Source organism: Acinetobacter sp. BZX-2 (assembly GCF_055179795.1).
The window spans coordinates 3,236,075-3,259,687 of record NZ_CM143686.1; the positions used below are offsets into that span (position 1 = coordinate 3,236,075).

Annotated in this window: 25 protein-coding genes and 1 pseudogene; 19 read left to right on the top strand and 7 right to left on the bottom strand. The window is 38.2% G+C overall.

What is annotated here, in order from left to right:
• Positions 1–56 precede the first annotated feature (56 nt).
• The 5 genes from leuA (at position 57) to rdgB (ending at position 5,619) form a co-directional block, all read left to right on the top strand.
• Positions 57–1,754, top strand: a complete 1,698-nt coding sequence (leuA, locus tag ACY45D_RS15135) for a 2-isopropylmalate synthase (RefSeq protein ID WP_463107461.1) — start codon at positions 57–59, stop codon at positions 1,752–1,754.
• 444 nt (positions 1,755–2,198) lie between these two features.
• Positions 2,199–3,359: a homoserine O-succinyltransferase MetX gene (metX, locus tag ACY45D_RS15140; protein WP_463107462.1), complete on the top strand. Its 1,161-nt coding sequence runs from the start codon at positions 2,199–2,201 to the stop codon at positions 3,357–3,359.
• The gene (metW, locus tag ACY45D_RS15145) at positions 3,359–3,952 is read left to right on the top strand and encodes a methionine biosynthesis protein MetW (protein ID WP_463107463.1); all 594 of its coding nucleotides are present in this window, start codon (positions 3,359–3,361) and stop codon (positions 3,950–3,952) included. The genes metX and metW overlap by 1 nt, the downstream gene beginning before the upstream one ends.
• The gene (locus ACY45D_RS15150) at positions 3,949–4,542 is read left to right on the top strand and encodes a tetratricopeptide repeat protein (RefSeq protein WP_463107464.1); all 594 of its coding nucleotides are present in this window, start codon (positions 3,949–3,951) and stop codon (positions 4,540–4,542) included. The genes metW and ACY45D_RS15150 overlap by 4 nt, the downstream gene beginning before the upstream one ends.
• A 453-nt stretch (positions 4,543–4,995) precedes the next feature.
• The gene (gene rdgB / locus ACY45D_RS15155) at positions 4,996–5,619 is read left to right on the top strand and encodes an RdgB/HAM1 family non-canonical purine NTP pyrophosphatase (protein ID WP_463107465.1); all 624 of its coding nucleotides are present in this window, start codon (positions 4,996–4,998) and stop codon (positions 5,617–5,619) included.
• A 114-nt stretch (positions 5,620–5,733) separates the two neighbouring features.
• On the opposite strand, the gene ACY45D_RS15160 is transcribed toward rdgB, so the two are convergent.
• The gene (locus ACY45D_RS15160; protein WP_463107466.1) at positions 5,734–6,609 is read right to left on the bottom strand and encodes an AEC family transporter; all 876 of its coding nucleotides are present in this window, start codon (positions 6,607–6,609) and stop codon (positions 5,734–5,736) included.
• A gap of 375 nt (positions 6,610–6,984) precedes the next feature.
• Here ACY45D_RS15160 and ACY45D_RS15165 point away from each other — a divergent pair, with 375 nt between their 5' ends.
• The 5 genes from ACY45D_RS15165 to ACY45D_RS15185 all read left to right on the top strand — a co-directional run bounded on the left by ACY45D_RS15165 (position 6,985) and on the right by ACY45D_RS15185 (position 12,181).
• The gene (locus ACY45D_RS15165; protein ID WP_463107467.1) at positions 6,985–8,130 is read left to right on the top strand and encodes an agmatine deiminase family protein; all 1,146 of its coding nucleotides are present in this window, start codon (positions 6,985–6,987) and stop codon (positions 8,128–8,130) included.
• A 95-nt stretch (positions 8,131–8,225) separates the two neighbouring features.
• On the top strand, positions 8,226–8,450 hold the full coding sequence (gene tatA / locus ACY45D_RS15170; RefSeq protein WP_010114514.1) for a Sec-independent protein translocase subunit TatA: 225 nt from the start codon (positions 8,226–8,228) through the stop codon (positions 8,448–8,450).
• 17 nt (positions 8,451–8,467) lie between these two features.
• On the top strand, positions 8,468–8,941 hold the full coding sequence (tatB, locus tag ACY45D_RS15175) for a Sec-independent protein translocase protein TatB (protein ID WP_010114512.1): 474 nt from the start codon (positions 8,468–8,470) through the stop codon (positions 8,939–8,941).
• 74 nt (positions 8,942–9,015) lie between these two features.
• Positions 9,016–9,732 (top strand): twin-arginine translocase subunit TatC, encoded by a 717-nt coding sequence (gene tatC, locus ACY45D_RS15180; protein WP_463109498.1) that lies wholly within the window; start codon positions 9,016–9,018, stop codon positions 9,730–9,732.
• Positions 9,733–10,012: 280 nt separating this feature from the next.
• Positions 10,013–12,181 carry a PhoX family protein gene (locus ACY45D_RS15185; RefSeq protein ID WP_463107468.1) on the top strand — a complete coding sequence of 723 codons (2,169 nt, stop codon included), beginning with the start codon at positions 10,013–10,015 and terminating at the stop codon, positions 12,179–12,181.
• A 279-nt stretch (positions 12,182–12,460) separates the two neighbouring features.
• Here ACY45D_RS15185 and ACY45D_RS15190 read toward each other — a convergent pair whose 3' ends face one another.
• Positions 12,461–13,255, bottom strand: coding sequence for an NRDE family protein (locus tag ACY45D_RS15190; RefSeq protein ID WP_463107469.1), 795 nt, complete (start codon positions 13,253–13,255; stop codon positions 12,461–12,463).
• Between the two features lie 93 nt (positions 13,256–13,348).
• Between ACY45D_RS15190 and lgt the strand changes: the two genes are divergently transcribed.
• From lgt to ACY45D_RS15205, 3 genes are all read left to right on the top strand, one after another.
• Positions 13,349–14,173 (top strand): prolipoprotein diacylglyceryl transferase, encoded by an 825-nt coding sequence (gene lgt / locus ACY45D_RS15195; protein ID WP_463107470.1) that lies wholly within the window; start codon positions 13,349–13,351, stop codon positions 14,171–14,173.
• A gap of 80 nt (positions 14,174–14,253) precedes the next feature.
• On the top strand, positions 14,254–14,634 hold the full coding sequence (locus tag ACY45D_RS15200; protein ID WP_463107471.1) for a hypothetical protein: 381 nt from the start codon (positions 14,254–14,256) through the stop codon (positions 14,632–14,634).
• Positions 14,635–14,732: 98 nt separating this feature from the next.
• Entirely contained in the window at positions 14,733–15,107 is a 375-nt protein-coding gene (locus ACY45D_RS15205; protein ID WP_463107472.1) for a hypothetical protein, read from the top strand.
• 107 nt (positions 15,108–15,214) lie between these two features.
• Here ACY45D_RS15205 and ACY45D_RS15210 read toward each other — a convergent pair whose 3' ends face one another.
• The gene (locus ACY45D_RS15210) at positions 15,215–15,742 is read right to left on the bottom strand and encodes a CHAP domain-containing protein (RefSeq protein ID WP_463107473.1); all 528 of its coding nucleotides are present in this window, start codon (positions 15,740–15,742) and stop codon (positions 15,215–15,217) included.
• A 787-nt stretch (positions 15,743–16,529) separates the two neighbouring features.
• Here ACY45D_RS15210 and thyA point away from each other — a divergent pair.
• The 6 genes and pseudogenes from thyA to ACY45D_RS15240 all read left to right on the top strand — a co-directional run.
• Positions 16,530–17,372, top strand: a complete 843-nt coding sequence (thyA, locus tag ACY45D_RS15215; RefSeq protein ID WP_463107474.1) for a thymidylate synthase — start codon at positions 16,530–16,532, stop codon at positions 17,370–17,372.
• Positions 17,373–17,466: 94 nt separating this feature from the next.
• On the top strand, positions 17,467–17,979 hold the full coding sequence (locus ACY45D_RS15220; protein ID WP_463107475.1) for a dihydrofolate reductase: 513 nt from the start codon (positions 17,467–17,469) through the stop codon (positions 17,977–17,979).
• A gap of 26 nt (positions 17,980–18,005) precedes the next feature.
• Positions 18,006–19,067 (top strand): Lnb N-terminal periplasmic domain-containing protein, encoded by a 1,062-nt coding sequence (locus tag ACY45D_RS15225; protein WP_463107476.1) that lies wholly within the window; start codon positions 18,006–18,008, stop codon positions 19,065–19,067.
• A 121-nt stretch (positions 19,068–19,188) separates the two neighbouring features.
• Positions 19,189–19,632 carry an META domain-containing protein gene (locus ACY45D_RS15230; protein ID WP_463107477.1) on the top strand — a complete coding sequence of 148 codons (444 nt, stop codon included), beginning with the start codon at positions 19,189–19,191 and terminating at the stop codon, positions 19,630–19,632.
• A 215-nt stretch (positions 19,633–19,847) separates the two neighbouring features.
• Positions 19,848–20,366, top strand: coding sequence for a peptide-methionine (S)-S-oxide reductase MsrA (msrA, locus tag ACY45D_RS15235; RefSeq protein WP_089604303.1), 519 nt, complete (start codon positions 19,848–19,850; stop codon positions 20,364–20,366).
• A gap of 86 nt (positions 20,367–20,452) precedes the next feature.
• Positions 20,453–20,602: pseudogene (locus tag ACY45D_RS15240) on the top strand (peptide-methionine (S)-S-oxide reductase); the annotation flags it as partial.
• Positions 20,603–20,724: 122 nt separating this feature from the next.
• On the opposite strand, the gene ACY45D_RS15245 reads toward ACY45D_RS15240, so the two are convergent.
• From ACY45D_RS15245 to purU, 4 genes are all read right to left on the bottom strand, one after another.
• Entirely contained in the window at positions 20,725–21,129 is a 405-nt protein-coding gene (locus ACY45D_RS15245) for an ExbD/TolR family protein (protein WP_463107478.1), read from the bottom strand.
• Positions 21,129–21,752, bottom strand: coding sequence for a MotA/TolQ/ExbB proton channel family protein (locus tag ACY45D_RS15250; protein WP_463107479.1), 624 nt, complete (start codon positions 21,750–21,752; stop codon positions 21,129–21,131). Before ACY45D_RS15250 ends, ACY45D_RS15245 begins: the two co-directional genes overlap by 1 nt.
• A 12-nt stretch (positions 21,753–21,764) precedes the next feature.
• Entirely contained in the window at positions 21,765–22,514 is a 750-nt protein-coding gene (locus ACY45D_RS15255) for an energy transducer TonB family protein (RefSeq protein WP_463107480.1), read from the bottom strand.
• Between the two features lie 220 nt (positions 22,515–22,734).
• Entirely contained in the window at positions 22,735–23,601 is an 867-nt protein-coding gene (gene purU / locus ACY45D_RS15260; RefSeq protein ID WP_463107481.1) for a formyltetrahydrofolate deformylase, read from the bottom strand.
• Between the last annotated feature and the right edge of the window lie 12 nt (positions 23,602–23,613).

Consider the following 23,613-nt stretch of genomic DNA (forward strand, 5'->3'; position numbering starts at 1 on the left):
AGTAAGTTGCCTTTACCCAAGATACGAGCAACGACAACTACACAAGGAGTTATCTCATGATGTTGGCTGATCCAAGTAAAAAATATCGTCGCATGTACCAACGTGTTGACTTGCCTGACCGTCAATGGCCAAACAACGAAATCAATAAAGCGCCGATTTGGATGAGTACCGACCTCCGTGATGGTAACCAAGCGATTTTTGAACCGATGAACATTGAACAAAAATTCAAAATGTTTCAAATGTTGGTGAAAATTGGCTTTAAACATATTGAAATTGGCTTCCCTTCTGCATCACAAGTTGACTTTGACTTCACGCGTAAATTAATTGAAGAAGGTCATATTCCAGAAGATGTTTATATCGAAGTTTTAGTACAAGCACGTGACCATTTGATTGCACGTACTTTTGAGTCTTTGCAAGGTGCAAAACGTGCCATTGTGCATATTTACAATGCAAACTCCCCAACCTTCCGCCAAAAAGTATTAAATGTTGATGTGGCTGGTGCAAAACAATTGGCAATCAATGCAGCAACTAAAGTCAAAGAATATGCTTCAAAACAGCCTGAAACTGATTTTATTTTCCAGTACAGCCCAGAATGCTTTACGGCAACAGAACTAGAAGTTGCTAAAGATGTTTGTGATGCTGTCACTGAAATTTGGGAAGCATCTCCTGAGAATAAAGTGATCTTGAACTTACCTGCAACGGTTGAAGTTTCAGGGCCTCACGTTTATGCAGACCAAATTGAATGGATGCACCGTAATTTACAACGCCGTGATGGTGTGATTATTTCTGTACACTGTCATAACGACCGTGGTTGTGGTATCGCTGCATCTGAATTGGCAATCATGGCGGGTGCTGACCGTGTCGAAGGTTGTGTCTTTGGCAATGGTGAACGTACTGGTAATGTAGACGTTGCAGCAATTGCTTTGAACATGTACACCCAAGGCGTGGCATGTGAATTAGATTTCTCAAATATCAATGAAATCATTGCAACCATTGAAGAATGTACAGGCTTACCCGTACACCCACGTCATCCGTATGCAGGTGATTTGGTCTTCACCGCATTCTCTGGTTCTCACCAAGATGCGATTAAAAAAGGCTTTGAATACCAAAAAAATGAAGAAATTTGGGATATGCCTTACTTGCCAATCGATCCGAAAGATTTAGGGCGTGACTATGACGCAGTGATTCGTGTCAATTCACAGTCTGGTAAAGGTGGTATCGCTTACTTATTAGAATCCAACTACAACGTGGTATTGCCTCGTCGTTTACAAATTGAATTCTCGCAAATCGTTCAACAAGTTGCAGATGACGAAGGTGTTGAGGTTTCAGCTCAACAAATTTGGACATTATTCCAAGACACTTATGTTGAAATAAAAGATGCACATTATGCTGCTAAAAACTACAGATTATCTGATGATAATGGCAACCAAGTGATTGAACTTGATGTGGTTGTAAATGGTGAAGTACAGCATTTACGTGGTGAAGGTAATGGTCCTATCTCTGCAATTTTGAATGCGCTTCAATTACCAATTGACGTCGTGAATTATGAAGAGCGCAGTATCAGCTCTGGTGCGCATGCCAAAGCACTCGCTTTAATTGAACTTCAAGTACAAGGCACAGGTAAATCTGCATTTGGCGCAGGTGTACATGACAATATCGTCACCTCATCGATTGAAGCGATTATTGCCGCAACCAATCGTTTGATTGATCAAGGTGTATTAAGCACTGAGCAAGTGATTGCAGCTGCCGTATAAGCCATATCTATATAAGCAATATCAATTAAATGACTTTAGAAAGGATGTCCCAAGTGGTATCCTTTCTTTTATTCATTGATGTTACACAACAGCATTAAAAGTTTATTTTTTAATCTTGATGTATATCGATACGCGATGAGGTCATCCGCAACGTGTTTGAGGCAGGACTAAATTGATAAGTTAACGTTTCTGCGATATATCAATCAAAAGATGGTTGTTGACGAGTTTTGCGGTGAGGAGCAATGCTCCGCAAGGTGGTTTTCTTGCAAAGCTTCGCTTCTCATTTTGTCGAAACAAAAGTAGGGCGAGCCGCAGGCTAATTTCTAAATCAAAACTATTGATATAAGACTCCGTCAAAACTAAAAAATCGGTTTAATATTTTTGAGTGTGTAACATCAGTTATTCATCTATACCCTTTTTATCATTTTAAGGCGAATTATTTCTGTGTCTTTTCCAGCTGACTCGGTGGGTGTAGTCACCCCGCAAAAGTTCCAATTTGAAGAACCTTTAGAGCTAGAGTGTGGCCGTGTTTTACCACGTTTTGAAATCATGGTTGAAACCTATGGCGAGCTCAATGCTGATAAATCCAATGCGATTTTGATTTGTCATGCGCTCTCTGGTCATCATCATGCAGCAGGTTATCATCATGAAGATGATAAAAAAGCAGGCTGGTGGGATGCATGTATTGGCCCGAATAAAGCGATTGATACCTCGAAATTTTTTGTTGTTGCTTTAAACAATATTGGGGGCTGTAATGGTTCAACTGGCCCAACTTCACCGAACCCTGAAAATGAAAATCGCCCCTATGGCCCAGACTTTCCTTTAGTCACAGTACGAGACTGGGTGAAAACCCAGACCATGCTTTCTGACCGTTTAGGTATCGATATTTGGTATTCAGTGATTGGTGGGTCTTTAGGTGGAATGCAAGCTTTACAATGGTCTGTAGATTATCCTGATCGTTTAAAAAATTGCGTCATTATTGCCAGTGCGCCAAAGCTTTCTGCACAAAATATTGCCTTTAACGAAGTTGCACGCCAGTCAATTTTATCTGATCCTGATTTTCACAATGGTCGTTATTTAGAACATGACAGCTATCCAAAGCGTGGCTTAATTTTGGCACGTATGGTTGGACATATTACTTACCTGTCTGAAGAAGCGATGAAACAAAAATTTGGTCGTGACTTAAAATCAGGCAAATTTATGTATGGTTTCGATGTTGAATTCCAAGTCGAAAGCTATTTGCGTTATCAAGGTGAACAATTTAGCCGTAACTTTGATGCCAATACTTATTTAATCATGACCAAAGCTTTGGATTATTTTGATCCATCTCGTGAATATGAGCTATCACTCAAAAAAGCTATGGCCAATACAAAATGTCGATTCTTGGTGGTGTCATTCACTACAGACTGGCGTTTTACCCCACAACGTTCACAAGAAATTGTCGATTCACTGATCAGCAATCATAAATCTGTCAGTTATATCGATATTGATGCAGAACAAGGGCATGACTCATTCTTATTCCCAATTCCGTTGTATGTCAAAACATTACGTGCTTTTTTAGGTGGTCCTGAACACCTCAAGGCGACACTAAAGGAGGCATTGTAATGCGTATAGATCAACAACTGTCTGAAAAATGGATCACCCCTGGTGCAAGTGTGCTCGATTTAGGTTGTGGTGATGGCGAATTATTGGCACAAATGGGCAAAAAGCAGCAAATTCGCGCTTATGGCTTAGAAATTGATCAAGAAAAGATTGCAATTGCTGTAAGCAAAGGGTTAAATATTATTCAACAAGACTTAAACCTCGGTTTGGGACGCTTTGCTGACCAGTCTTTTGACTACGTGGTTATGGCACAAGCTTTGCAAGCTGTAGATGCACCTGATGTGTTATTACGCGATATGGTGCGTGTGGGGAAACAAGCGATCATTACCTTTCCTAATTTTGCATATTGGAAGACTCGTTCTTTTCTTGCACTTAAAGGGATGATGCCCGTTTCTGATGCATTACCGTATATGTGGTACAATACGCCCAATATCCACTTATGCACCTTTCGTGATTTTGAAGCACTGTGTGCAGAAAATCAGATTCAAATTATCGATCGACTCGCCGTGAATGGGAACCAACAAGGAAGCTTTTTAAGTAAAGCTGTACCGAATTTGTTCGGCGAAGTCGCTATTTATCGAGTGAGCGCTCTATGAAAAAATTATTATTAGGTAGTACCTTATTTTTTGGACTGTTAAGCATTCAAGCCCATGCGGACTATGTTCCGCAACAACAATCTGTATCTCAAATGGCTGCACAATATGCACATATGAATGTTGCAGATTTGCAAAAAGCAGCTAAATCTGGACAAGCAGCAGCACAATTTTATCTCGCAACCCATCTCCAAGCTGGAACTGGTGGCGTTTCTAAAGATATGAAACAAGCTTTTGCTTGGTATAAAGCTGCTGCTGACCAAGGTGTTTCTGCTGCGCAACTGAATGTTGGTCGTATGTATGCAGATGGTCTTGGTGTTTCTAAGAGTGAAACTTCTGCGCGTCAATATTTTGAAAAAGCAGCTAGTCACGGCGATAACCGTGCTAGCTTTAACTTAGCGGTAATGGAAGAGCAAAAGAAAAACTACATGGGTGCTTACCAATGGTATGAACTTTCTACACGTGATGGGATGCTAGACAATAAAGTCATCAGCATGTCTCAAAGCAAGAAAACTGCCTTGGCTGCAAACTTAACTCAAGACCAAATCCGTACTGCAACTCAACGTGCAGACCAATGGATTCAAGCACAATAAGCTGAATTTATTGGAAATCATTTAAAAGCACCTTCGGGTGCTTTTTTATTGACTGATTGTTACGTAGTAACTCTAAAATTAAACATTAGACCTAACAGAATGTGGATACGCAAAAGCGTCATCCGCAATTGTTTGAGGCAGGACTTCTTCTAATAAGTAAAGTTTCTGCGAAACTTTGAATATTTTGACGATAGTGAACGAGTTCTGCGGATGACAATGGTTTTGGGTACTTTTGCCAAAACAAAAGTACCTCGAGCCGGAGGCTATTCCCTAAATTTAAACTTTGGATGCAAGACTCCGTCATGTAAGTCTAGCTTTTTTTTCACCTACTTAATTTAAATCAAGTGCATAACATCAGTTAGTGATTTTCAAAACTCATAAATATCACTATTTTCAATTTATTAACAGAATCAGCTAAAATACGTCACATTATTCAAAATCAGAGCAATTGAAATGTCTGCACAAGATTGGTTATTCCATGGAACATTGGTACTCGCAAGTAACAACAAAGGCAAAATTGCTGAATTTGAAAAAATGTTTGCCGAATTAAACCTACCTGTAGACGTGGTTCCACAAGGGAAACTCGATATCGAAGATGCGATTGAAGATGGTTTAAGCTTTATTGAGAACGCCATTATCAAAGCACGTCATGCAAGCCGTATTTCGGGTAAACCTGCAATTGCAGATGACTCAGGTATTTGTGTACCAATTTTAGGCGGTGCACCGGGGATCTATTCAGCTCGCTATGCAGGTGAACACGGCGATGATGCTGCCAATAACCAAAAACTATTGGCTGATCTTTCCTTCCGTGAAGAGGGTGACGTAATTGAAGGTATGTTTGTTTGCGTACTAGCTTTGGTTCAACATGCCGATGACCCACTTCCACAAATTTTCCAAGGCATTTGGCAAGGTGAAATTTTAGAACAAGCACGTGGTGAAAATGGTTTTGGCTATGACCCTCTGTTTTGGTTACCTGAACTGGGTATTTCTAGTGCTGAAATGAGCAAAGAAGAAAAGAATAAAATCAGCCATCGTGGTCAAGCAATGCAATTGTTTAAAGCGAGTTTGGAAAAGTAAAACCTTGTAAATCCCCTCTCCTTGTAGGAGAGGGTTAGGGTGAGGTCTATACTATATCCTCCCTCAATCCCTTCCAAAGGGAAGAAAGCTTTTCCTTATTGTTATTATAATTCTCTACAACACATGCACCGCCACCCCATAAATCACACAGACGACACAACTCACAATGGTTCCAGAAGCAATATATTTTGCAGAAATACCTGTCCCTTGATAATGCGTTTCTAATGCGACAATATTTGCGGCTGGCGGTAGGCAAAACAGTAAAAACATGACCCCAATATAGTTTTCAATGTGTGGTATCGATAAAAAATAAAAAACAAAGCCACAAAGTATTGCACCACAAAACAGTTTGAGTATCGCAACACGAAAACTCCACAGCAAATCTTCGATATGCACTTTGGTTTTGCGTAACCACATTCCCAAAACACACATCCCTGCAAAGCTCATACACCATTTGGCAAGGGTATAAATCCAGTCGATGACAATATGATTTTGAAATTGTTGCACATCAAAACAACGAATTATTCCAGCCATGATTAATGCAATAACAGGTGGTGATTGCAGCATTTTTTTGAGAATGGTGAAAATCGATTGAGGCTCAGAACTCACTGAGGTGACAGCCCATGAATTTCCAAAGATTGAAACGCCAATATAGAGTGGAATCATGGCCATACTATGTTCAGAACCAAAAATTGCCAAAGCAATTGGAAAACCCAACCATGCCATATTGGTATAACTGAAACACAATGCGGCCAAACGATCTTTAAACAGTTTCAAATAAACAAAGAACAGAATAAAACAAGAGAAAAATGCAAATAGAATTAAAGTAATACTTCCCGATTTATAAAAAACCATATTGTAAATAATCACAATCGGAATAAATAACCGAGCAAGTAATAATGACAGTATCGATTTTAAACTGATTGTAAATTTGCTATTCGCCAGTATTAAGCCACAAATAAAAGACAATAGTGGAAATAACAAAGCCACAGTACGCATCTCAAGTGATTAGAGTGTCGATAGTAACATATCGTATTGAACGACAAACCAAACTCGCCATTAAACGTTTTTATAAAAATAATTATTATTAAATATATTATTATAAATTAAATATTTAATAATAATTATCATTACAAAAAGCAACGCTTTTAAGTGAATATTTGAGTACATATTCAAGTATTATTTATTGACAATGTTTTCGTTTGAATTAGTATGGAAAATATCTGGTATTTGGAAAATCCAGTGATTCCCCGCTGATACGAATAAAAATTCTACACGTTGGGCAACGATGAATAATCACTCAGAATTTAAATAAAAGAGTCATTATGATTGAGCACAAATTATAAAATGGTAAAGGATTCTATAATGATCAATGTAACACGTAGAAAATTTCTAGGTTTATCTGCTGCAGTAAGTGCTTTAATCATTACAGGTTGCGGTGGTAGCGATGGTGATGACAACTCCTCTTCTGAAGGCTCTACAGGGGGAAATGGTACAGACACAAAAAATATCGGTACAATGCCCGATGAAGCTGAACTACATACACGTACATGGATGGTCTTTGGTGCATCTGATCAAATTCATGAGCCTAAAAATATCAATGGTTTGCGTGATGACTTAGCGAGAATCGCACTGAGCATTGCTGCTTTTGAGCCTGTTTCGATCTTGGTTCGTGCAGAGGAAATGGATATTGCACGAGCAAAAATGAATCATTCAAATATTACTTTGGTTACAGGGACTATGGATGACTTTTGGGCACGTGACACTGGTCCAGTCTTTGTAAAAAATGCTCAGAATAAATTAACAGGTATTGATTTTAATTTTAATGGTTGGGGCAAAAAACAAAGCCACAATAACGATAAAACCGTTGCAGCACAAATACTTAATAATGTGAATATTGATCGAGTTAGCTCTACATTAACACTTGAAGGTGGCGGTATAGAAGTCGATGGCCTAGGTACAGCTATTATTACCGAAAGCTGTGTATTAAATGACAATCGGAACCCAGGTGTTACAAAAGCTGCTTGCGAAGCTGAATTGAAACGTTGCCTTGGAATTAGCAAAGTGATTTGGCTACCGGGGATTAAAGATAAAGATATCACAGATGGACATACCGACTTTTATGCGCGTTTTGTTAGCGAGGGTGTTGTTGTTGCCGCGTATGATAGCGATCCTCAATCTTATGATCACGCTGTCACCAAACAACATCTTGAAATCTTAAAAACAGCGACAGATGTGAAAGGCAATAAATTAAAAGTGATTGAATTACAAGCACCGACTACCCTTCGTGCAGAAAATCCTAGCGAAGACTTTGCTGCTGGTTATATCAATTATTATGTCTGCAACAAGGCAGTGATTATGCCTGAATTTGGTGATCCAGTTGCAGATGCTGAAGCTAAACAAAAGCTTCAAGCCTTATTCCCAAATAGAAACATCGTGCAAATTAATATTGATTATATTGCTGCTGGTGGCGGTGGTATTCATTGTACGACGCAACAACAACCGGTGTAATTGAATCAACTTAATCATAGACGACATATTTTTGTCATTTTAGCTTGTTATAGTGAAAACAATTAATATTTTTAATTTAAAAAAGGAAATGAATCATGGCAGGATTATCAATTTGGCATGTACTGATTTTTGCTATTGTAGTGATCTTATTGTTCGGTACATCTAAGCTTAAAAATCTAGGTAAAGATGTTGGTGGTGCAGTAAAAGACTTTAAAAAGTCGATCAAAGATGAAGAAACCACTGCAAGCTCAACGGCTGAACCACGTACTTTAGAACATCAAAATACCAATACTGATGTGAACTCTACTGTAAAACATTAATCGTAGAGGCGTAGATCATGTTAGATGTCGGTTTTTCTGAATTACTCGTTTTCGGGATCATTGCACTGCTCGTGCTCGGTCCTGAAAAACTTCCTGAGGCTGCGCGTTTTGCTGCTAAATGGTATAGCAAATTTAAGCGAGCCATTACGAGTGTTCAAAATGATATTGACCGTGAATTACGTCTTTCCGAATTCCGTGAGCAAATGCAGCAAGAAATGAAACGAATCCAAGAGCTTGAACAAAAAATGCAAGCTCAAATGAATGAGTTACAACAACAATCCATACTTGCTGCAGAGCAACAAAAACAGGCAGCGCCCTCGGATAATAAAAATTTCTCCTATACTTTTACTGATTTCACTCAGTTAAGCACGACGGTTCCTCCAAGTTATATGGCTAAAGTTTGGCTCGACCAACAACACTGTACACAACACACCATTCAAACTATGAATGTCCAAACAATGAATACAGCAGAACTTAAGGTGGCTGTATGACAGACTCATTAATCCCACAAATTCAAACATCTGCAGAAAAACAGCAAGATTCTGAGCAACCACAACTTGAAGCTATGCCAATTACCCAACATCTTGTTGTGTTACGTAAGCATTTATTTAAAATCGTTGGTGCATTATTACTGATTTTTTTCTGTTTATTGCCCTTTGCCAATAAAACCTATATTGCATTATCTGAGCCACTCAGAAAGCAACTGCCTGCAAATTCAACCATGATTGCAACAGATGTTACTGCAACATTTATGGCACCTTTTAAGTTGAATTTCTTTATTGCACTGATGTTGGCAATGCCCTTTATTATTTATCAATTATGGGCATTTATTCGACCTGCTTTATATGAAAAGGAAAAGAATCTCGCCTTTCCATTGTTATTGGGCAGTATTGTTCTGTTTTATTCAGGCATTGCTTTTGCCTACTTCATCGCATTGCCATCGATATTGCATTTCTTTATGAGTGTTTCTCCTGAAACGGTTGCACCCATGACAGATATCAATAGCTATCTTAACTTTTGTTTGAAACTGTTTTTGGTCTTTGGCGTAACTTTTGAGATCCCCATTATCACGCTAATCCTGATTTTAGTGGGTCTGGTTTCGACAAAAACACTCGCAGAAAAACGTCGTTTTATTATTGTTGGATGTTTCTTTATTTCAATGTTTATTACGCCACCTGATGCTATTTCAATGATTATGCTCGCAATTCCAATGTGGATGCTGTTTGAACTGGGCTTACTGTTTGGTAAATTACTCGAAAAGCGTCATAGAACAGAAGCTTAAATCATAATCGAATAATCTCAACATCATAAAAAAGCGACTTTATCATAAGTCGCTTTTTTTATATTTAAGACTTTGCTAAAACATAAAACACAATGTTCTCAAAACACCTAAATACTTCCCTTTCCCATCAAAAAATTGCTTAAAAATTTTAAACTTAAATAAAGCTTAAATTTAACCAATATTAAATATAAACGTAAGAAAGCTTACATATTACTTCGCTATGGTCTATGGCTTATTCAATATTTTATTTATCAATTACTTTAAGCCAAAGGGAAGCATCATGACAGACCTCACGCCATATCATGAAGAGCAAGAGTTAGACAATAACACTTCAAATAATATTCATTTTCGTGACATTTTAGAACAACGTATCTCTCGTCGTAGTCTTATTACCAAAACAGCAAGTGGTGCAGCAGCACTTGCCATGGCATCAAGTCTTACAGGCTGTAATGATGATGACAATTCAAGTACGACAACACCGCCAACAACGATTAAGAAACCAGAAAAATTAACTTTCAAACCAGTTGCAAAAAATCTAAATGATATCGTTACAGTTCCTGAAGGCTATGAGGCAAATGTGCTTTATGCAATGGGCGACTCAATTAACCCTGCATATGCAGAGTGGGATGATAATAACGTTCCAACAGGTTTAAGTTTTCAATTCCGCTCAGGCGATTGCCATGATGGTATGAGTTATTTTGGCCTAAATGGCTCAACACAAAAGTATGATGCAAAAGCTGCTGATCGTGGTTTATTGGTGATGAATCATGAGTACATCAATCCGACATTTTTACACCCTCAAGGCGCAACCAAAGTCGATGGTCGCCGCCCTGAAGACGAAGTCATTCGTGAAGTGAACGCACACGGTGTTTCGATTATTGAGTTAAAGAAAGACAGTAAAACTCAGAAGGTCGAAATCGTTAAAAACTCGGTGTTAAATCGTCGTATTACCGCAGCTACAGTCATGGACTTTGGCGGTATCGTGGCAGGTAGTGAGTTAGTTACAACCAAATATTCTCCAGTAGCGAAACAAACTCGTGGTACACATAATAACTGTGGTAATGGTTATACGCCGTGGGGAACATATTTAACGACTGAAGAAAACTATATTGGTTACTTCGTGCGTAATAAAGGTGATGATGCAAAACGTACAGCTGCTGAAATTGTGGCGCTCAATCGCTATGGTTTAAAAGATGGTGCAAGCTCTCGTTACGGCTGGGAGACAGCAATTGGCTCATTACAAGAACAAGATTTATATGACCGTTGGAACGCATCTGTAACAGCAAACTCAGCGACACAAGACTATCGCAATAGTGCAAACACCTTTGGCTGGATCGTTGAAATTGATCCTTTTGATCGTAGTCAAAACCCAGTAAAACGTACCTCTTTAGGGCGTTTTGCGCACGAAGACTGTCGTGCAAGCCGTTTAATCGAAGGTGAAAACCTTGCCTTCTATATGGGCGATGACTCTCGTGGTGAGTACATCTACAAATTTGTTTCTGATGCAAAATGGGATGCCAAAGATGTCAATGGTGGCTACCGTGCTGGTGACAAATACATGAACTCAGGCAAATTATATGTTGCTAAGTTTAATAATGATGGTACTGGGCAATGGATTGAACTTGCTTATGGTAAAAATGGTTTAACCAATACCAATGCAGTTTATCCTTTTAAATCACAAGCTGAAGTAACCACTTTCGCTCGTTTAGCAGGTGATGCAGTCGGTGCAACCAAGATGGATCGTCCAGAATGGGTTGCCGTCAATCCTGAAAATGGCGAAGTCTACGTAACACTGACCAACAACTCAAACCGTGGTACTGCACATGCATTAGATGCAGCAAACCCTCGTAACTATGTTGATCCTGAAGGTGGCAAAGGCAATGTGAATGGTCACATTATCCGTTTCCATGAAAAAGACAACAAAACCACAGCTGAAAGTTTCACTTGGGATATTTACTTATTCGGTGCTGAAGCAAAAATGGCAAGCAACATCAACCTTTCTGGTTTGAATGATAATAATGATTTATCTTCTCCAGATGGCATGTGGTTTGATCCACGTGGTGTATTGTGGATACAAACCGATGATGGCGCATATACAGACACTACAAACTGTATGATGCTCGCTGCCCTACCGGGTAAAGTGGGTGACGGTGCTAAAGCGACAACTTCAGCAGGACAAGAAACCATCGTCGGAGCAAAAGTAACCGATGAAAACTTACGTCGCTTCCTGACCGGACCTAAAGAATGTGAAATCACAGGTGTAACCATGACACCAGACTTCAAAGCCATCTTTATCAATGTTCAACACCCGGGTGAAGATTCGAAGTCTTATAGCACACCAACCAGTCATTGGCCTGCTACACAAAAAGATCCAAACAATAAAACAGCTCGTCCACGCTCAGCAACAGTTGTGATTACACGTAAAGACGGCGGTTTGATTGCTGGTTAAGACTTTGAATTTGCCTTGAATTTTGTATCAGAAGCTTTCATTTTCAATACGTGTTGTTTCAATAGACTTCTTTCGTAAGTCGAGTTGTGATAGACATTGATTCACAAAGGAAGTTCCCTCTCCTTATATAAAGGAGAGGGTTAGGGAGAGGATTTATATGATAAATCCTCTCATTCTTTTGTTGAACAATATTCATTATCCCAGAGAGAGAGAAGAGACTTTTAATATTCATTTTACTGCTAATTTCTTGTTTTTTTGACTATGGCAAGAGGTTTAATATCAACACGTGTTTTTTTCAATCATGGGCAATTTGATTTCTACAAAATCACCTTGATGTTCACCCTGTTGGGTCTTTTCTACCCAATCTATATGTGATTTGCTTATTCTTAAAAAATTGGAGCAACGTGTCCCATAAATTGGACTTTGAATAAAAGTAGAAGACAATAATTCTTCCATTTCTAAATTGATTCCCGTATTTGGCAATAAGTCTGGAATTATTTTTCGTTCATCTTCTAGAATATCCCACACAGCATATTTTAAATCTGCTTCTGGCGTTGAAGGCAATTGCATCATTGGCAAAAATTCTTGAGTAAACCGTTTACGTAAATGTTGGGTCTTTTCCCAATCGTCAGACATGAGTCCATTAGAAACCACAAATACACCTTTGGATAAAACCTGCGGTGCTTCACCACGATTACTCATATAAACAGCTTGATGTTGATCCCCAATAAATAAATTAAAACCTGCATAATTCATTTGTGATTGTTCTAATTGTTGTGCAAAACGAATCGGCGTTTGTTCAGATTCTAAAAAAGCTTGGATCAAATGACCACGTGAAGTTGGATAGCCTCGCTGATCCGTTCCATCACGATAATTGGTGACAATCGCCCAACGTCCTTGATGGGTTACACCCATCCATGTTCCACCCGATTGTAAGTCTTGCCCTGCAATAATTTGGCTTTTTGTCCACTGGTGCAGTTGTGATGTCGGACGATGATAAAACTCATCACGATTTGAAATAAGACAAACAGGTAAATCATCCAAAACCTGCCAAGCCAATGCCACAATACACATAAATACACTCCATGAACTTTACACATTGAATGTACAACATTTTTCATATCTTTCAGCTAAAATCTGTGCGAAATATATAATCAAGGAATAGGAATGCTCACCTACCCGAATATTGACCCCATTGCAATTGCTCTGGGGCCTGTAAAAGTCCATTGGTATGGACTGATGTATTTATTGGCATTTTTATGTGCTTGGGGACTTGCAACATATCGTGCTAAACAACGTGACAACTGGAACGCGGAAATGGTTTCAGATCTGGTTTTCTACGGCGCACTCGGGGTCGTCCTTGGTGGTCGTCTTGGTTACGTTATTTTCTATGAGTTTGATAAGTTTCTTGCAGACCCGATCTGGCTGTTTAAAGTCTGGACTGGCGGTATGAGCTTCCACGGCGGTTTCCTTGGCGTGATGATCGCGATGCTATTGTGGTGTCATAAATACAAAAAAACATGGTTTGAAGCCCTTGATTTTATTGCACCTTGTGTACCTACAGGTTTAATGTTTGGTCGTATTGGCAACTTTATTGGTGGCGAATTATATGGTCGCCAAGTGACTGATCCAAACTTTGCTTTGGGTATGATCTTCCCAACAGATCCTTTGCAATTGGTTCGACACCCTTCACAAATTTATCAAGCGCTTTGCGAAGGTTTATTGCTGTTTATAATCCTTTGGTTCTATAGTGCCAAACCACGCCCACGTTATGCAGTTTCAGCTGTCTTTTTAATGGGTTATGGTTGTGCTCGCTTCTTTATGGAATTCTTCCGTGAGCCTGATGCAGATCAGGGCTATATCTTGTTTGGATGGATGACCAAAGGACAAATGCTGTCGCTACCTATGATTTTGATTGGTGTATGGTTAATTTGGTACGCATATCAAAAGAAAATCTTTGATTGGGGTCCGCAAAAGACCACATTGAACTAAATTGATTCGGGAATAATGAGCAAGTGTCTCATTATTCCGACTATGTTAAAGTACATATAATATTGACACGTTGATTGATTATGCTTGAATTTTGGTTTGATCCTAAAGTAGCCATTGCTAAGAAATTGGCATTCTTTCTTGTGATTGTCATCGCTTCAATCGCACTGTACTGGTACCAACCTTTAACATTAGATAACATCTTACTGTTTGCAGGTACTGGGATTATTTTTTTAATCTGCCGTTATTGCAAAGTGCATTTTGCAGCAAAAAATCCAACAGGTTTACTTTATCGTTTGTTGACTTGGATTCCAATTGCGATTCTTTTAGCGCTTATTTTTAAAAATATGAACAATGGTGAAATCTTGATTCCTGGTGCTCAAGGCGTTGCATTTATGGCTTTGGCAGTCTGTATTTTCTCTCCACTGGCGTTATTGAATAAGAATACGCCTGAACAAAACTAAACCATACATTCCCCAATCATTTTGATGATTTATAGGGCTGTTCATAGCAACATTATCAGTCAAAATGATTTCTTTTCATTTTATGGCAATCACTCAATATGCTATTAGACTTTTGGTACTCAGAGCGTTGCACAAAACACACTAAACTAATTGTTTCAGTCATCACCTGTGCAATCATTTATTATTGTTCAACCTTTGAAAAGCTAAGCCCTATATTTACCCTCGCAAGTTTAGCGATTGGTATTTCCATCCATGTACTTAGAAAAATATCCATTAAAATCGCAACGGGTACGCCATATCTCACGCTTTATAAAATTTTATTTGCAGTCTTTCCAATATTCACTTTTTCAATCTTAGTCTTCCTCTTACCCAACGCCAATAAGCTTTATACAGCTATTCAAGCTTTAGGATTTGTTGCTTTAGGTCTGTTTGTTGTTTCGATTTACGAAAGTCGTCAAAAACGCTTTGAATAAAAAAGGAAGCGGTTGATTAAAATCGCTTCCTTTTTTATCTTTTCGCAGATTGATTTACAATCAAAATCAGTTTAATTGCTCTACAATCTCGTATTAATCAAGATAAATTAAGCATTTAAACGGTAATATTCATACGTCACGTTTGGATCTTTATACACGTCGTAACTACGCTGTCTAAAGTCTGAAACCCATTGTGAACCTGTAAATCCTGCAATATGTCCATAACGATGACGGCTGGTTCTATTGATAATGTAAATATCGCCTTCTTGTGGATTATCAAAATCAGGGCGGATTTTCTTATAACCAATTTCAGTCAAGGTACTTCCCCAATCTGAAGCTGCGACTGGATGATCAGAAAACCGTGCACCCGCCGATTGTAAAGCAATACGCACATATCGTGCGCAACGATGCGCTGTGGTACTACGTGACATACTGACGAGCTTTTGTGTGAATTTTTCAATATCAATCAGGCTTTCTTGTTTAAAATTTTCAGTTTGGTTTTTAAAATTTTCTAATGCTTTGTTTTTTAAGTATTGTTCTGGTTGGAAAGTATTATTTTGATTTTCCGATCGTATTTGAATATGAACCGTGGGGCTCACGTATTCATTCATATTAACATTATGGTCGTAAATCATGCCTAATCCTCAAACTTCGCATCATGAATTGGTTAAAACACCTTGTAAAAACCAATAACAACATTTCATAAGCAAAGCATACTAATCAGCGAAACTTAAAAAGTAGATTAAAAACATGTAAAAAAATATGTAAGTGTTAATAAATCTCATTTGTATATTTTTAACTGACTGAAACCAATGATATTGTGCCGCTGCTCGTTTGCATCTGTTTGATCAAAATTTATACTCAATAAAAAATACACTCTAAGCCATATTGGTAAAAAATTAACTCAATTGAATCAATAGCTTTTAATGTCAATTGAGTCACATTTTTAGATTTACTCAACCTTCAACAACACCCTAACCTCATCATTTTTAAAATAAAAAGCTTATAAATATTTATAAGCTTCTATCACTTCAATGAAAGTAAATATTCATAAAAGCCTCCATCAACAAAATTTTCTCGGCAAAACTAATTTACGCATAAATTGTAAATTTTGCTCATTCAAACCTTATCGTTTGAAAACCTTACATTCATGGATCTTTTTGTTTTAAAGCACGCTACAGATCAGAGAATTTACTTAAATTGCTATTCATAGAGCAATTTCCAATTTTTGATAAAACAGCGATTTTAATTAGAATAAAAATAAAAGATTAAAGTGAAAATACTCAGGCAGAATCAATCAGTCTTAAAAAAAACTTCAGTTTAGTATAAACTCAGGTGTCATTTAAAGCAGTGTGAATCCGTGCTTAGATGGCAGAATTTGTCTCTCTTGTTACAATGATTCACCCTCAGATTGGAAAATTTATGAAAGCGTATTTAGACCTCTTACAACATATCCTAGACAATGGCGGTGACAAAGGTGATCGTACAGGTACAGGTACACGTTCTGTATTTGGTCATCAAATGCGTTTTGACCTTTCAAAAGGTTTCCCTTTATTGACCACAAAGAAAGTACATTTCCGTTCTATCGTGATTGAACTGTTGTGGTTTTTAAAAGGCGATACCAATGTTCAATATTTAAAAGACAATAAAGTTTCTATTTGGGATGAATGGTCTACCGCAGAACAAACTGCCCGTTTTGGACGCCCTGAAGGTGAATTAGGTCCAGTCTATGGTCATCAATGGCGTAACTTTGGCGCAACCAAATTAGACAACGGTTTGTATGAAAATGATGGTTTTGATCAGATTAAATGGTTGGTGAATGAAATCAAAACCAATCCAAACTCACGCCGTCTGATCGTTTCAGGTTGGAATCCAAATGAAGCAGGTAATGTTGCATTACCGCCATGTCATACTCTATTCCAATTCTTTGTTCAGGATGGAAAACTCTCTTGTCAGTTGTATCAACGTAGTGCTGATGTGTTCTTAGGCGTGCCATTTAATATTGCCAGTTATGCATTGCTTACCCATATGATTGCGCAAGTCTGTGGCTTAGGTGTAGGTGATTTCGTTTGGACTGGTGGTGATACACATTTATATGTCAATCATTTTGAACAAGCTCAACTACAATTGACTCGTGACCCGTTAGCATTATGTCAATTAAAGTTAAACCCTGAAATCAAAGACATTTTCGATTTTAAATTTGAAGATATCGAAATCGTAGGTTACGAATCACACCCTGCGATTAAAGCGCCTGTAGCGGTTTAATTTTATAAAATACCTTCATTTCCTTGAACTAGGGGAAATCACCTCTCTTTGACAATTGGCAAAGAGAGGTGGGAACGATTAGAAAGAGTAAGTTATGAGCTTTAAAAATTTTGAAATTGTGCATGTGGTTGCAATGGATCAACAGCGTTGTATCGGTAAAGGTAATGACCTTCCGTGGCATATTTCCGCTGATCTCAAACACTTTAAAGAAATTACTCAAGGTGGTGTGGTGATCATGGGGCGTAAAACCCTTGATTCGATGGGACGTGCGCTACCAAAGCGTGTGAATTGGGTCATTACTCGAGATACAAGCTGGTCATTTGAAGGTGTAAAAACTGCACACAGTATTGAACAGGCTTTAGAGTTGGCGATCCCTGATGTTCTAGCCTCAGAAAAACCTGACAGTATCTTTATTATTGGCGGTGGTGAAATATTTAAACAAACCATGGCTATTGCCGATCGTTTAGAGCTGACTCATGTTGAGCTTGATGTTCAAGGTGATGCACATTATCCAGAAATTCCAAAGGAATTTAGCAAAGTTTCGAGCGAATCACATATTGATGACAAAACAGCTATTGCTTTTGAGTTCGCAACCTATCGAAAATAGAGTAGCTAAATAAAAACGCACTCATTATGCATAATACTGGAAAAAAACAATTTATTTATTCATTAGGAATGTTCTTAGCGCATTCCTTTTTTAGTCTTTTTGTCCTCTTCAGTTCTGTTTGGTTTTGCTTAGCAATCTGGATTCAACAACCTTTCGGGCAAACGTTTAGTTATACGTTAATCGTCATTTGGAGTGTCTTTGCACTCGGTATTTTAGGCATTTATTTCACAAAAAACCTTTTCAATCGTAAAACTGACAGCTTGATTTATCTTTTGGTCTTTATGGTCAGTTTACTGTGGTATTTCAATATTCCTGCAAAGCAAGATCGAGAGTGGAGTCCTGAGGTTTCGAGAATTTTCAGTTACCAACAGCAAGGGAATGTGGTCACCATTCACAATGTTCGAAATTTCAATTGGCATTCAGAAAGCCAGTACGATGAGCGTTGGGATACCCGCAGCTACAATCTCGACCACATCACTGGGATAAATGTCATTACCTCCTATTGGATGGGGCCTGAAATTGCACACACCTTGGTTAGTTTTAATTTTTCAGACCAAAAACCGTTAGTATTTTCAATTGAAATTCGAAAAGAAAAAACTGAAAGTTTTTCTGCCATTGGTGGTTTTTTCAGAAAATTTGAGCTGAGTTTGATTGCTGCGGATGAAAAGGACATTGTTTATACCCGTAGTAATATTCGTGGGGAACAGGTGTATTTCTTCCCAGTCCAAATGCCAAAACATGAAATGAAAGCACTGTTTCAAGAATACTTAAGTAAATCAAGTCAATTGGCGCAACAACCAAAGTGGTATAACACCTTAACCAGTAACTGCACGACATTGGTTTTTGATATGACCCAAGCAATTTCACCGAAAAAACTCCCGATTGATTATCGCTTATTTGCTTCTGGTTATTTACCAAATTATCTTTATGATCTTGGTGCACTTAACCATAAATGGACAATGAAAGAATGGTATCAAAAAGCACACATTAACCCACGAACCGCTAAATTTGCCCATTTTAAATACCCCAATAGTACCAATTTTTCAAAAGTGGTTCGTTTAGGGTTACCTGAAGAGCAAGCGCAGTAATATATAACTTCAAATATACAACATCGTTTTGTAATTTTGTTTGTGTATAGATCAAGATTCAGATATTTTTTATTAATATAAAACGACACCTTTAAAACAATTGAAATTCAAGAGAATAGCTATGTTGAAATCTGTATTTGCAACCACGTTAATCAGCGCGACCTTATTCGCAGCTGGCTGTACCTCTATGCCAAGTGCAGACCAGCAAGCAAAGAATTTAAGCCTATTGCAGAATAAAAGTTGGGTACTGACATACATCGGAGCAACCGAATACAAAGCGGTTTCCACTGTAAATACACCCATCATTCAATTTGGTACAGACTTACGTGTGAGTGGCACAGATGGCTGTAATCGCTTGATGGGGCTTTATGCGATCAAAGGAGAGCATATTAGCTTAGGTCAATTGAGCTCAACTAAAATGCTTTGTAAAAACAGCATGCAACTTTCAGCTAAATATAGCGAAGCTTTAAATAAAGTGACCGCTTATCAAGTCTATGACAAAACACTTAAGCTGTTAGATCAACACGGCAATCGCGTATTGCAATATACAACCACGACCCCATAAATAGCCTACTCCCCTCATATTACAATGAGGAATTAGAGAGTATCAAATTGAACCAATGGTCGGTAATAAGCTCCATTCACTGAATGATAAAATCGGCTGAATAGAGTTCACATGTTCAAAATATTGTTACCGTTCAATCTCAATTTCACATGACTAATTCACATTAATTTTCTATATTCTCAATACTAAGTATTGATCAATAAAAGGATATCACAATGCAACAAGCGCTTTTGGGTGGTGGATGTTTTTGGTGTACTGAATCCGTTTTTCTGCAATTGAAAGGCGTAGAAAAAGTGGTGAGCGGTTATGCAGGCGGTACAACTCAAAACCCAAGTTATGAGGATATCTGTACAGGCAATACAGGGCATGCTGAAGTAATTTTGATTGATTTTGATGAAAATCAAATTAGTTATAAACAATTACTTGATGTATTTTTTGCAGTCCACGATTCAACGACGTTGAACCGTCAAGGCAATGATATTGGAACCCAATATCGTTCAGTGATTTATTACTTTAATGAGCAACAAAAAGCTGAAGCTGAACAATATATTGAGCAATTAAAAGCAGAGGGTCTGCCTATCGTGACTGAACTCAGCCCTGAACCGACATTCTATGCAGCTGAAGAATATCATCAAAATTTCTTTGCCAAGAATCCCTCTCAAGGCTATTGCAACTTTTCGATTCCACCTAAATTGTTAAAATTACGCACCAAATTTCAAGATTTACTGAAATGATCTATTCAAATGATTGACTTCAACAATTGGGTGAAGTGATAGCGTTAAAAAAAAAGCGATCTTTTATAGATCGCTTTTTTACATCAACTGAACTCAGCCCTGAACCGACATTCTATGCAGCTGAAGAATATCATCAAAATTTCTTTGCCAAGAATCCCTCTCAAGGCTATTGCAACTTTTCGATTCCACCTAAATTGTTAAAATTACGCACCAAATTTCAAGATTTACTGAAATGATCTATTCAAATGATTGACTTCAACAATTGGGTGAAGTGATAGCGTTAAAAAAAAAGCGATCTTTTATAGATCGCTTTTTTACATCAATTATTTTAATAACTAAACATACATTGATGCTTAAATTAATTATCACTCATAAAAGCCAAATCATTCAGACCTGCTTCACTGGCACGAGACATGACTTGTGCAACAGTATCATAACGGGACTCTTTATCTGCACGAAGCTGTACAGCAGGCTTGACTGGCTTTTGACCTGCTTCATTAAAACGAGTAGACAATTCATCTAACGTAATCATTTGATCGTTCCAAGCCACTTCACCTTGCTGGTTAATACTAATCGTAATTGCTTCAGGTGGTGGAGCAAGGACTTCAGCAGTGGTTTTTGGTAAAGTTAATGGTATCGATGGGTTAGCAACGGTTGCTGTCACCAAAAAGATGATCATCAATACCAACATAATATCGATCAGCGGAATGAGATTCATCTCATTCATGCCAGAATCGTTGTCTTCTCCCAATTGAAAAGCCATTAAGCTTGACCTCCAACTAAACCTTTTTGTGTAGATGCAGATTCAACTTTTTGAGTTGAAGAATCTTGTTGTAGCATCGTATCAATTAACAAACCATGTGCATGATCTTGTAAATCATTTGCCAATGTACGATTAAAACGCACACAAATGTTATAAGCCAATACCGCAGGAATCGCCACAGCAAGACCAAGACCAGTCATGATCAATGCTTCACCGACAGGCGTAGCAACTTGAGCTAAACCAGCTTGACCACTCTTACCTACAGCCACCAATGCATGGAAAATTCCCCATACTGTACCGAATAAACCCACAAATGGAGCAAGAGAAGCGATCGTACCTAATACAGAAACGCCTTTTTCAGCATTGGCTTTTTCTACTGAAATTTGACGTAATAAAGCTTGTTCTGCAACAGCCTTACGTTGTTCAAAACCTAATGGCGCAAGCTTAGCTTTAAGCGCACTCATTGCTTGAGTCAATTGAGCTTGAGCAATTTGCTTGAGTTGACGCGTGCCTAAAATACGCAAAACGAACACAGTCCAAGTTGCGATAGACATTGCCAATAACACGAAATACAGTGTTTTACTGACTGCATCAGCATGTTGCCAATAAACTGAAAAGTTCATGTAGAACTCCTATTATTTTGTAGTCGGTGTTAAATCAAATGGTTGCTCTGCACTAATTGGATAAGCGACACCATTTTCTTTATAAGGTTTAAATTTTGCATTACGTACTGAATTTGCAACCTTACTGGTCAATTCAGGACTACAGCTTGAATTTTTCACACTCGCCGTGGTGACACTGCCTTTCTCATTGGCTTTAATCGAAATAACAACACGGCAACTCGTGGTTATTTCACTCGATTTAAAACTCAATTTAGGAGATCTGCTCCACTGCACGCCTGCTCCACCAATAGCAACACTTTTTGGAGAGGATTGTACAGGTTCAGCCACAGGCTCAGGTTTTGGATCTTGTACTGGTTCAGGCTTGGGTTTTGCTGTGATCTTGGTTGTCACTGTCGTTGAAACCACAGGAGTAGGTTCGGCTTTTACAGTCTTCTCTACAACTTTCTTGGTTTCAGCTTTTTTAACTTCTACCACTTTTTCCACTTTCTTCGGTGGCGGTAATTCTTTTTCAACAATCTTCACTTGTTTAGGTTTTGGTGGCTCTTTCGGCTTAGGAAGCTCTTTCGGCGGTGGTGGTTCTTTAATTTTTACAAATTTAACTTTTAATGGTTCTTTTTTGATTTGAGGTAACTCTGGTGCTTTCATTTGACTAACAGCCCAGAGAACACCGACATGACCAACGATCACTGCTAAAATAGCAGCAACAACTTTTTTCTTCATCGATGGAGGCGTATGAAGTGGTGCAGTGGAAGAGTGACTCATAAGAATCTAAATACCTAAAACTGACTCAAGCTACAAAAAAAGCATTTCATAGATCAAGCACGTCGAATAGAACAACTAAAGTGGGCTAATGATAAATGAGAAGTGTTTTCATTTGCAACTGCTTTTTCGTTGCAGTTAATCGATTTTACGAATCAAAAATGTAAAAAGGATGCTAAAAGCATCCTTTTCTCAAACCATAATATACGATAATTTTCACATATTATTGAAATACAACCGTCTTATTCCCATCGACAATAATACGGTCTTCAAGATGCCACTTCACTGCTCTTGCTAAAACATTACGCTCTACATCTTGACCCAGCTCACGCAATTGCTCAACTGTGAAATCATGGTTCACACGCTCTACATCTTGTTCAATAATCGGGCCTTGGTCTAAATCAGCAGTGACATAATGCGCTGTTGCACCAATCAACTTCACACCCTTTTCATACGCTTGCTTATACGGATTTGCGCCGACAAATGCAGGTAAGAATGAATGATGAATATTGATGATCTTCATTTCCCATTTTTGAACAAATTCTTCATCCAGAATTTGCATATAACGAGCAAGAACCAATAAATCATTGCCTTGCATCAATTCATCAATCTGCGCATACGCTTCACGTTTGTTCTCTTTATTGACTGGAACAACATAGAATGGGATACCAAAGTTTTCGACTGACTCACGTAAATCTTCATGGTTTGAAACCACTTGAGTAATTTCGCATGGTAAACCACCACGTGAGTGACGCCATAACAATTCAAGCAAAGCATGATCAACTTTAGAAACTAAAATACCGACTTTTTTAATATCACTGACTAAAGCCAAGCGCCAATGCATTGCATAACGCTCTGCAACATTCGTTGCAAAAGTTTGTAACAAACTCTCACGGCGTGACTGTAAATGATCAAGTTCAAACTCAACACGCATAAAGTAACGCCCACCCTGAGCTTCTGTAGCATATTGATCAAGCGCAGTAATATTTGCGCCTTGATGATACAAAAAGCTCGATACAGCTTGCACGATACCTGGCTTGTCTTCACAAGTAATCAGTAAACGTGCTGTGTGGGCAGTAGTCATGTTCATGTTGATGGATAT

Bases quoted from the DNA above. Each gene is read 5' to 3' on its own strand.
- ACY45D_RS15220 (WP_463107475.1), top strand. From the start codon at position 17,467: ATGAGCTTTAAAAATTTTGAAATTGTGCATGTGGTTGCAATGGATCAA.
- msrA (WP_089604303.1), top strand. From the start codon at position 19,848: ATGCAACAAGCGCTTTTGGGTGGTGGATGTTTTTGGTGTACTGAATCC.
- tatA (WP_010114514.1), top strand. From the start codon at position 8,226: ATGGCAGGATTATCAATTTGGCATGTACTGATTTTTGCTATTGTAGTG.
- ACY45D_RS15250 (WP_463107479.1), bottom strand. From the start codon at position 21,752: ATGAACTTTTCAGTTTATTGGCAACATGCTGATGCAGTCAGTAAAACA.
- ACY45D_RS15245 (WP_463107478.1), bottom strand. From the start codon at position 21,129: ATGGCTTTTCAATTGGGAGAAGACAACGATTCTGGCATGAATGAGATG.
- ACY45D_RS15205 (WP_463107472.1), top strand. From the start codon at position 14,733: ATGCTATTAGACTTTTGGTACTCAGAGCGTTGCACAAAACACACTAAA.
- ACY45D_RS15150 (WP_463107464.1), top strand. From the start codon at position 3,949: ATGAAAAAATTATTATTAGGTAGTACCTTATTTTTTGGACTGTTAAGC.
- ACY45D_RS15225 (WP_463107476.1), top strand. From the start codon at position 18,006: ATGCATAATACTGGAAAAAAACAATTTATTTATTCATTAGGAATGTTC.
- ACY45D_RS15190 (WP_463107469.1), bottom strand. From the start codon at position 13,255: ATGTGTATTGTGGCATTGGCTTGGCAGGTTTTGGATGATTTACCTGTT.
- rdgB (WP_463107465.1), top strand. From the start codon at position 4,996: ATGTCTGCACAAGATTGGTTATTCCATGGAACATTGGTACTCGCAAGT.
- ACY45D_RS15165 (WP_463107467.1), top strand. From the start codon at position 6,985: ATGATCAATGTAACACGTAGAAAATTTCTAGGTTTATCTGCTGCAGTA.
- ACY45D_RS15255 (WP_463107480.1), bottom strand. From the start codon at position 22,514: ATGAGTCACTCTTCCACTGCACCACTTCATACGCCTCCATCGATGAAG.
- lgt (WP_463107470.1), top strand. From the start codon at position 13,349: ATGCTCACCTACCCGAATATTGACCCCATTGCAATTGCTCTGGGGCCT.
- ACY45D_RS15185 (WP_463107468.1), top strand. From the start codon at position 10,013: ATGACAGACCTCACGCCATATCATGAAGAGCAAGAGTTAGACAATAAC.
- ACY45D_RS15210 (WP_463107473.1), bottom strand. From the start codon at position 15,742: ATGATTTACGACCATAATGTTAATATGAATGAATACGTGAGCCCCACG.
- tatB (WP_010114512.1), top strand. From the start codon at position 8,468: ATGTTAGATGTCGGTTTTTCTGAATTACTCGTTTTCGGGATCATTGCA.
- ACY45D_RS15200 (WP_463107471.1), top strand. From the start codon at position 14,254: ATGCTTGAATTTTGGTTTGATCCTAAAGTAGCCATTGCTAAGAAATTG.
- ACY45D_RS15230 (WP_463107477.1), top strand. From the start codon at position 19,189: ATGTTGAAATCTGTATTTGCAACCACGTTAATCAGCGCGACCTTATTC.
- metW (WP_463107463.1), top strand. From the start codon at position 3,359: ATGCGTATAGATCAACAACTGTCTGAAAAATGGATCACCCCTGGTGCA.
- leuA (WP_463107461.1), top strand. From the start codon at position 57: ATGATGTTGGCTGATCCAAGTAAAAAATATCGTCGCATGTACCAACGT.
- purU (WP_463107481.1), bottom strand. From the start codon at position 23,601: ATGAACATGACTACTGCCCACACAGCACGTTTACTGATTACTTGTGAA.
- thyA (WP_463107474.1), top strand. From the start codon at position 16,530: ATGAAAGCGTATTTAGACCTCTTACAACATATCCTAGACAATGGCGGT.
- tatC (WP_463109498.1), top strand. From the start codon at position 9,016: ATGCCAATTACCCAACATCTTGTTGTGTTACGTAAGCATTTATTTAAA.